Source organism: Microbacterium sp. H6 (genome assembly GCF_003314775.1).
GTDB classification, from domain to species: domain Bacteria; phylum Actinomycetota; class Actinomycetes; order Actinomycetales; family Microbacteriaceae; genus Microbacterium; species Microbacterium oxydans.
Map to the genome: position 1 here is coordinate 13241 of NZ_QOAY01000098.1, position 8832 is coordinate 22072.

The 8832-nt window shown below is 68.1% G+C and carries 7 protein-coding genes and 1 pseudogene; 4 read left to right on the forward strand and 4 right to left on the reverse strand.

Translation table 11 applies throughout. The features are described 5' to 3' along the window. Both DSP71_RS23250 and DSP71_RS06660 read left to right on the forward strand, forming a co-directional pair. Positions 1–193 (forward strand): annotated as a pseudogene (locus DSP71_RS23250) (hypothetical protein); the annotation flags it as partial. After that, entirely contained in the window at positions 190–1425 is a 1236-nt protein-coding gene (locus DSP71_RS06660) for a P-loop NTPase (protein ID WP_181800679.1), read from the forward strand. The pseudogene DSP71_RS23250 and the gene DSP71_RS06660, both read left to right, overlap by 4 nt. Here DSP71_RS06660 and DSP71_RS06665 read toward each other — a convergent pair. Next, entirely contained in the window at positions 1349–2575 is a 1227-nt protein-coding gene (locus DSP71_RS06665; protein WP_113680686.1) for a pyridoxal phosphate-dependent aminotransferase, read from the reverse strand. The genes DSP71_RS06660 and DSP71_RS06665 overlap by 77 nt on opposite strands. A 65-nt stretch (positions 2576–2640) precedes the next feature. Then, positions 2641–5442 (reverse strand): preprotein translocase subunit SecA, encoded by a 2802-nt coding sequence (secA, locus tag DSP71_RS06670; RefSeq protein ID WP_113680691.1) that lies wholly within the window; start codon positions 5440–5442, stop codon positions 2641–2643. A gap of 188 nt (positions 5443–5630) precedes the next feature. On the opposite strand from secA, the gene DSP71_RS06675 reads away from it, so the two are divergent. Together DSP71_RS06675 and DSP71_RS06680 are read left to right on the forward strand one after the other, a co-directional pair. Further along, positions 5631–6251 (forward strand): PadR family transcriptional regulator, encoded by a 621-nt coding sequence (locus DSP71_RS06675; protein WP_058633164.1) that lies wholly within the window; start codon positions 5631–5633, stop codon positions 6249–6251. A 101-nt stretch (positions 6252–6352) separates the two neighbouring features. Further along, on the forward strand, positions 6353–7678 hold the full coding sequence (locus DSP71_RS06680) for a hypothetical protein (protein WP_113680687.1): 1326 nt from the start codon (positions 6353–6355) through the stop codon (positions 7676–7678). Positions 7679–7759: 81 nt separating this feature from the next. Here DSP71_RS06680 and hpf read toward each other — a convergent pair whose 3' ends face one another. Next, positions 7760–8416 (reverse strand): ribosome hibernation-promoting factor, HPF/YfiA family, encoded by a 657-nt coding sequence (hpf, locus tag DSP71_RS06685; RefSeq protein WP_046749488.1) that lies wholly within the window; start codon positions 8414–8416, stop codon positions 7760–7762. Positions 8417–8548: 132 nt separating this feature from the next. Beyond that, the coding region (locus DSP71_RS06690) for a phosphoribosyltransferase family protein (RefSeq protein WP_258546298.1) at positions 8549–8832 on the reverse strand (284 nt) is incomplete at its 5' end.

Consider the following 8832-nt stretch of genomic DNA (forward strand, 5'->3'; position numbering starts at 1 on the left):
GCGCTCGTACGATGTCCCGCGCATCCTGGTCGCAGACGTGATCGTCCGCGACGTGCTCGAACCCGAGGGGGTGCTCGCCGAGGCCGGAACCCGGCTCGAGGTCGTGATCGACCGCGCCGATGTCGCCGACGTGCTCGCGGCGATCACGGGAGGCTCCGCGCTCTCGGTGGTGCCGGTCGGGGCGGGATCGTGACGGGCGTCGTCGTGGCCATCCCGCAGCCACGGGCGGATGAGCTGGCAGCGGAACTCGCCCTCGAAGGCGTCGATGTCATCGCGACCGTCCCCGCCGCCCCACTCGCAGAGATCCCGGACGGGGTGGAAGCGATCATCGTCCCCGCCACTCGATCGATCCTGAATGCGGACCTGATCGCACTGTGCGACCGTGCCGGAGTCCGTATCCTGGCTCTCGGCGCCGAGGACAGCCGACTGCTGGGCCGTCTCGGCCTCTCCACAGCGCTGCGACCTGACGCGGCGGGGTGGGAGATCGCAGCCGCGCTGCTGGCCGAGACGGACACGCCACCGCCACCAGAGGCCCAGCTCCCCCCTCGTATCGTCGCCGTCTGGGGACCACATGGGGCGCCGGGGCGGTCGACCCTGTCGATCCAGCTGGCCGTGGAGCTCTCCCGCACCGGACGCCGCACCGCCCTGGTCGACGCGGATACCGTCGCTCCTTCGCTCGCGATGCTCCTCGGTCTCGGCGACGACGCTCCCGGCATCGCCGCCGCCTGCCGGAGGGCCGAGCGCGGCGCGCTCGATCCGGCGGAGCTGACGCGACTGGCGACGACGGTGACGACGAGCGCGGGTGAGATCGAAGTGCTGCCGGGGATCAACCGCCCCAGCCGTTGGCCAGAGCTGTCATCCGCGCGCCTCGTCGCCGCGCTCGGCACCTGTCGCGGGTGGATCGACGAGACAGTGGTGGACGTCGCCGGTGCGTTCGACGCCGACGACGAAGTCACGTACGACCTTGCCGGACCACGACGTCACGCGGCGACCACGGCGGCGCTGCAGGAGGCGGATCTGATCGTGGCGATCGCATCGGCCGACCCGCTCGGTATCAGCAGGTTCATCCGCGATCATGCCGAGCTTCGCCGCCTCACCTCCCCCACGCCCGTCATCGTCGTGGTGAATCAGGTGCGCCCCGGCCCCCTCGGGATCGATGCGCGCGGGCAGGTGCGACGCACCCTGGAGAGGTTCGCCGGCATCACCGACATCTTCTTCCTCCCCTTCGACCTGCGAGCGGCGGATGCGGCTCTGCTGCACGCCCGGCCGATGACCGATGTCGCGCCCCGCTCGCCGTTCGCCGCCGCCGTGCGGAGACTGGCGGCATCCCTCTCCCCGCCGGCGACGGCTACTGCCGGTAGCTCGAGAGGAAGTTCCCCAATCGTTCGACGGCTTCGCTCAGCACTCGGGGTTCGGGGAGCGTGACCAGTCGGAGGTGGTCGGGGGTCGCCCAGTTGAATCCGGTGCCCTGGACCAGCAGGATGTGCTCCGAGACCAGCAGGTCGTACACCAGACGGGCGTCGTCCCTGATCTCGTGCACGTTCGGGTCGAGTCGAGGGAACGCGTACAGCGCACCCTGGGGCTTGACGCACGACACTCCGGGGATCGACTCGAGCCCCTCCCACGCGATGTCCCGCTGTTCATGAAGACGCCCCGTCGGCGCGATGAGCGCCTCGATCGACTGCACTCCGGAGAGCGCCGCCTGCACGGCGTGCTGCGCCGGCACATTGGGGCAGAGTCGCGTGGACGCGAGCAGCGTGATGCCCTCCAGGAAGCCCTTCGCGTGATCCTGCGGCCCTGTGATGACCATCCAGCCCGACCGGTATCCCGCGACCCGATAGGTCTTGGAGAGGCCGTTGAAGGTCAGGCACAGCAGGTCGGGAGCGAGCGTGGCCGTGGGGATGTGCACCGCTCCGTCGAACAGGATCCGGTCGTAGATCTCGTCGGAGAGCAGCAGCAGCTCGTGCTCCCTGGCGATCTGCACCAGCCCCTCCAGGATCTGGCGCGAATACACGACGCCGGTGGGGTTGTTCGGGTTGATGATGACGAGAGCCTTGGTCCGCGGTGTGATCTTCGAGCGGATGTCTTCGAGGTCGGGCTGCCACTCATCTTCCTCGTCGCAGAGGTAATGCACCGGTGTGCCGCCAGCGAGACTGGTCATCGCCGTCCAGAGGGGGTAGTCCGGCGCCGGGATGAGGACCTCGTCGCCTTCGTCCAGCAACGCCTGCATCGTCATGGTGATGAGCTCGGACACACCGTTTCCGAGGTACACGTCATCGGGGTCGAACCGGGGGAAGCCCTCGATCTCCTCGTATCGGCTCACCACGGCACGTCGGGCCGAGATGATGCCCTTGCTGTCGCTGTATCCGTGTGCGGTCGGCAGCGCCGCCAGCATGTCGCGCACGATCTGGTGCGGGGCGTCGAAGTCGAAGATCGCCGGGTTGCCGGTGTTGAGCTTGAGGATCTTGTGGCCCTCCGCCTCCAGCCGCGCCGCCTCGACGAGGGCGTTTCCGCGAATCTCGTACAGGACGTTCTTGAGCTTCGACGACTGGTCGAAGTTGCGCGTTGGGGTCATCGGCCAAGCCTACAGCGACGAAAGGAGGGCCAATCCACGCGGACTGGCCCTCCTCTGCGCACGCCCTACTTCTTCTTCTTGCCCTGGGCCCGACGCTGCTCGCGGTTGCCTGCGGCCGGAGCCGCTGCATCGGTGCGCTGGCCGAAGGCTCCTCTCGGCGCCTCCTCCGGCTCGCTCTGCGGAGCCTGAGCGCGGGCAGCGGCCTGGCGTACGCGATCCGTCGCCGCCTGCTGGACCTGGCCGCGGTCGTTGCGGACCTCGACCTCGCCCGCATCGTTGGCCGCCGAGTACTCGAGACGCTGCTCTCCCCCATCGGTGGCGAGCCCCTTGGCTTCGACCTCCGCCGTCTGGGAGTCGCCGGCACGACGCACCTCGACTTCGAGGTTGTAGAGGTAGCCGACCGACTCCTCCTTGATCTGTCCCATCATCGACTGGAACATGGCGTAGCCCTCGCGCTGGTACTCGATGAGCGGATCGCGCTGGGCCATGGCCCGCAGACCGATGCCGTCCTTGAGGTAGTCCATCTCGTAGAGGTGGTCGCGCCAGCGGCGATCGAGCACCTGCAACACGACGCGACGCTCCAGCTCACGCGTCGCCGCTTCACCGAGGGCCTCTTCACGCGCTTCGTACGCGATCTTGGCATCGGAGAGCAGCTCGCGGGTCAGGCCGTCGGCGTCGATACCGCCCTTGCGGTCGGCAGCCTCGGCGACGACCTCATCGATCGTCACCCCCACGGGGTAGAGGGTCTTGAGCTCGGTCCAGAGCGCGTCGAAGTCCCAGCTCTCGTTGTGGCCCTCGCCGGTGTGGTCACGGACGACACCGCTGATGGCGTCCTCGATGAAGTGCTGCACCCGGTCGGCGATGTCGTCGCCCTGGAGGATCTGACGGCGGTCGGCGTAGATGGCCTCGCGCTGACGGTTCAGGACGTCGTCGTACTTGAGGACGTTCTTGCGCATCTCCGCGTTGCGGGACTCGACCTGCGACTGAGCGCTGCGGATCGCGCGCGACACGAGACCGGACTCGATCGGCACGTCGTCGGGGAAGTTGGTCCTGGCGAGGATCGCCTCGGCAGCGCCCGACTGGAACAGACGCATCAGGTCGTCGGTGAGGCTCAGGTAGAAGCGGCTCTCGCCCGGGTCGCCCTGACGTCCGGAGCGACCGCGGAGCTGGTTGTCGATACGGCGGGACTCGTGGCGCTCCGTGCCGAGCACGTAGAGGCCACCGGCCTCGATGACCTTCTCGGCCTCCTCGGCGACGACGGCCTTCATCGCTTCGTACGTCTCGTCCCAGGCGACCTCGTACTCCTCGGGCGTCTCCACGGGGTCGAGCCCCTTGCCCTTGAGCTCCTGGACCGCGAGGAACTCGGCGTTTCCGCCGAGCATGATGTCGGTTCCTCGTCCTGCCATGTTCGTGGCGACCGTGACGGCACCGAGGCGACCGGCGCGCGCGACGATCTCGGCCTCGCGCGCGTGGTTCTTCGCGTTGAGGACCTCGTGCTTGATGCCCTTCTTGGCGAGCAGACGCGAGAGGTACTCGCTCTTCTCGACGCTCACCGTTCCGACCAGCACCGGCTGGCCTTCGGCGTGCCGTTCGGCGATGTCCTCCACCACCTGCGCGAACTTCGCTGTCTCGTTCTTGTAGACGAGGTCGGACTGATCCTTGCGGATCATCGGCTTGTTGGTCGGGATCGGGATGACGCCGAGCTTGTAAGTCGACATGAACTCGGCGGCCTCTGTCTCGGCCGTACCGGTCATGCCGGCGAGCTTGTCGTAGAGACGGAAGTAGTTCTGCAGCGTGACGGTCGCGAGGGTCTGGTTCTCGGCCTTGACCGGCACCCCCTCCTTCGCCTCGATCGCCTGGTGGATGCCCTCGTTGTAGCGGCGACCGACCAGGATGCGGCCGGTGTGCTCGTCGACGATCATGACCTCGTCGTTCATGACGACGTAGTCGGTGTCCTTCTTGAAGAGCGCCAGCGCCTTGATCGAGTTGTTCAGGAACGAGATCAACGGCGTGTTCGCGGACTCGTAGAGGTTGTCGATGCCGAGGTAGTCCTCGACCTTCTCGATGCCGGGCTCGAGGACGCCGACCGTGCGCTTCTTCTCGTCGACCTCGTAGTCCTCGCCGACCTCGAGGGTGCGGGCGATCTTCGCGAACTCGGCGAACCACCGGTTCGCCTCGCCCGATGACGGGCCGGAGATGATGAGCGGGGTGCGCGCCTCGTCGATGAGGATCGAGTCGACCTCGTCGACGATCGCGAAGAAGTGCTCGCGCTGGACGAGATCCTCCTTGCGCCAGGCCATGTTGTCGCGCAGGTAGTCGAAGCCGAACTCGTTGTTCGTGCCGTAGGTGATGTCGGCGGCATACTGCTCGCGGCGCACTGCCGGAGTCTGACCGGAGACGATGATGCCGGTGGTCATGCCGAGCGCGCGGAACACGCGCCCCATGAGCTCGGCCTGGTAGCTGGCGAGGAAGTCGTTGACCGTGATGACGTGAACGCCCTTGCCGGCGATCGCATTCAGGTACGCGGGCAGCGTCGCGACGAGGGTCTTGCCCTCACCGGTCTTCATCTCGGCGATGTTCCCGAGATGAAGGGCGGCCCCACCCATGATCTGCACGTCGTATGCGCGCATGCCGAGGGTGCGCTTGGCGGCCTCGCGCACGGCGGCGAAGGCCTCCGGCATCAACTGGTCGAGCGTCTCGCCCTTCTCGAAGCGCGCGCGCAGCTCGGTGGTCTCGTTGCGCAGCTCGTCGTCGGTGAGCTTGGAGATGTCCTCTTCCAGTGCACCCACTGCCTTGACGACCTGATTCAGGCGGCGGATGACCCGCCCTTCGCCCGCACGCAGGAGCTTCTCAAGAGGATTGGCCACGGATGTCATCTCCCTGTCGGTGGGTGAACCGCCGGTCGTCGGTGAACCCGACGCCAGGCATACTTCGCCATGTTACCGGGCTGTGACCTGCACGTCGCCTGCATAGCCGTCCCGCGCGTCGAATCGGACGTTCGCGCGCCGACCATATACTCGGTATCGCATTCCCGGACGGCCACAGGAGACGAACGATGTCAGTACGCCAGAGTCTGCTCGCGATCCTCGCGCAGGGGCCGTGCTACGGCTATCAGCTCCGCCATGAGTTCGATCGCCGGACCGGTTCCATCTGGCCGCTGAACGTCGGGCAGATCTACAACACGCTTGAACGTCTCGAACGCGACGGCCTGGTCTCGCGCGGAGAGGCAGATGACCGGGGCCATGTGTACTGGCAGATCACCGACGCCGGACGGACGGAGGTCGACCGCTGGCTCTCCTCCCCCGTCATGCGCCCCCAGGGCACGAGAGACGAACTCGCCATCAAGGTCGCGGTCGCCGCCACGTTGCCCGGCGTCGACCCCGCAGCCGCGATCCAGTCCCAGCGATCCGCATCGCTCCGACAGCTGGAGGCGCTGCAGAGGCAGCGACGCGCACATCGGGACGTCGACGCCCCTGAGGGACTCGCGTGGTCGCTCGTCGCCGACTCGATGATCTTCGCCGCCGAGGCCGAGATCCGATGGCTGGACCATGCCGCACAGCGTCTGGGTGCCCACCCTCGCCACGCGATGACACTCGAACTCACCGCCGATCGTCCGAAGCGGGGACGCCCGACGAAGGCCGAGACGGCGACGGCCGACGCGATCGCGGCGTCCTGACCCGGCCCGATGTCGCCCGGCTCGCTCACGCGGACCGGTTCCGCGTTCGCCCCGAGCGGATGCTCAGCCACCGCTGGCCCCCGGGAAACTAGGATCGGGTCATGGCTGGATTTTGGGGCAGACGCAAACGCGAACAGGAAGAACTCGCCGCTCAGGACGCCGATCTCGCGCGCCGTGCTGAGCAGGCCCTGGTCAGCGCAGACGAGCGGATCCGCACGACCTCCGATGAGCTCGCCTTCGCGGAGGCAGAACTCGGCGAGTCGCTCACAGCCGATCTGCGCAGGGCGCTCGCGGCTGTACGCACCCATCTGCGGGAAGCGTTCCAGCTCCACCAGCTGAACCACGACGAGATCCCCGACACCGACGAAGAGCTGCGCACACGCAACGCGCGCATCCTCCAGCTCTGCGACTGGGCGCAGGACCTTCTCGACGAGAAGACCTCCGTGCTCGCCGAGTCGGTCGCCAAGGTACGCCGCGCACCCGAGATCATCGCCCAGGTGCGGGCAGACGCGGCGGCGCTGAGTGCTCGCATCCCGCAGACCAGCGAAGCCGTCGCCCGCCTCTCGTCGAGGTATGCGGACTCCGCCATGCATCAGATCACCGCGAGTGCCGCCGAAGCGGAGCAGCTCATCAGCTTCGCGACCCACAGCGCCGACGTGTCGGAGCGCCGTCGGGCCGCGAAGCAGAACGAGGAAGCCAACGTGGCGCTCGAGACGGCGACCGAGGCCACCCGCCGTGCCTCCGCCCTGCTCGACGCCGTGGAGGACTTCGAGATCGAGGCACTTCGCGCGGAATCCACCCTCGCCGAGGTCGTCGCCGACTCGCGCGGCGATCTCATCGCGGCGCGAACAGCACCGAACGTCCCGGCCGTCGCCGACGCCGTCGCCGCCCTCCAGAGAGCCTTGGCCGCGCTCACACCCTCTGGGCAGCCGAACGACCCCTTCGCCGAGCTGTCCCAGCTGCGTGACGCCAACTCCGCGCTCGACGAGGCGATCGCCAAGGCCCGTCACAGGGCGGAGAACCCGCTGCCGAGCCTCGCTCAGGTGCAGCATGCCATCGACGACGCCGACCGCCAGCTGGGCGTCGCGCGAGGCCTCATCTCCGGCCATCGGGGGTGGATCGGCGCGGATGCCCGAACCCGACTCGCGGAGGCGGAGCGGCTGCGGGTCGACCTCTCGGACCTGCTGCCCGCAGAGGACACCCGCGAAGCCGCGCTCGTCCAGGCGCGCCGCGTGGCTCATCTGGCTTCCGAAGCACTGCAGCTCGCGCAGCGCGACATCGACTCCTCCCGTCCGCAGGATCAGGACTGGGGCGGCGGTGGCGGCTGGGGCGGCGGCGGACGACGAGGAGGCGGAGGCGGAGACCTCGCCTCCGGCATCCTCGGCGGGCTCGTGATCGGCAGCCTGCTCGACGGCATCTTCGACTGACGCGCCCTTCTCGGCTTTCGCACACCAGAACGGCCCGGTCCCCTGCGGGACCGGGCCGTTCTGCGATTCTGCGATTCCGGATCAGGAAGCGAGCGCCTCGGACGGCGGAGCCTGGGTGCTCAACGCGATCACTCCGTAGTCCCAGCCCTTGCGTCGATAGACGACACTCGGGTGGTCGGTGCGGACATCGACGAACAGGAAGAAGTCGTGTCCGACCAGTTCCATCCTGTCGACGGCTTCCTCGACGGTCATCCACTCGGCATCGAAGCTCTTCGTGCGGATGACGACGGGCGAGTACTCGTCCTCCTCCGCCTGCTGCACCGGCACGCTGCCGGTCGCGACCGCACGGAGGACGTCAGCGGATGCCGGCTGGACGTCGATGCCCTCCAGCACCCCGCTCCCCTTCTCGAAGTGGGCGCCGCGCGGGTGCTGTCGTCCGTCGACCCGCTTCTCCTTCGCGCGACGCAGCTGCTCGGACATCTTGTCCACGGCGAGGTCGAGCGCCACGAACTTGTCGCCGTCCGTCGCCTCTGCGCGGACGACGGGGCCCTTTCCGATCAGCGTGAGCTCGACGGTCTCGTCGGGGATGCGACCGTTGCGATACACACGGTGGGTGACCTTCACATCCAGTCGCTGCGCACGGGACGCGAGCATCTGGATCTTGGCGATCTTCTCTTCGACAACGGTTCGGAAGCGATCGGTGATACCCACTCCGACGCCAACGATGCTTGTTTCCATTGCTGCCTCCTTGTCCCGGTCCTCCCGGCCAAGGGCGGACCGTGGTCGCCTTGTGTCCCCCCACCGTAGTCCGCCCGTCGGCGGATGTCACGGGGTCTTCCCCCTGTGTCGCCGATGCGTTCCCGATGAGGTTCATCCGAATCCGTCACGGCGCGGCGTGGCGGCCAGCGCGACCGCTGCCGAGACGTGGAAGCCCGCCGCGGTCAGCGCCCGTGTCGCCTCGTCGAAGGTCGCCCCTGTAGTGACGACGTCGTCCACGATCACGACCTCGGTGCCTTCGCCTGCCCGACGCACGCGCATCGCGCCGCTCACGTTCGTCGCACGCGCCCGCGCGCCCAGCCCGCGCTGGTCCGAGGTGCCGCCCACGACGCTGAGGAGCCTCTGCGGTTCGGCGTTCGCCCTCCGGATCAGGAGGT

What these genes read in the sequence shown, in the direction of transcription:
- DSP71_RS06675 (WP_058633164.1), top strand. Translation starts at nt 5,631, where the DNA reads ATGTCAGTACGCCAGAGTCTGCTCGCGATCCTCGCGCAGGGGCCGTGC.
- DSP71_RS06665 (WP_113680686.1), bottom strand. Translation starts at nt 2,575, where the DNA reads ATGACCCCAACGCGCAACTTCGACCAGTCGTCGAAGCTCAAGAACGTC.
- hpf (WP_046749488.1), bottom strand. Translation starts at nt 8,416, where the DNA reads ATGGAAACAAGCATCGTTGGCGTCGGAGTGGGTATCACCGATCGCTTC.
- DSP71_RS06680 (WP_113680687.1), top strand. Translation starts at nt 6,353, where the DNA reads ATGGCTGGATTTTGGGGCAGACGCAAACGCGAACAGGAAGAACTCGCC.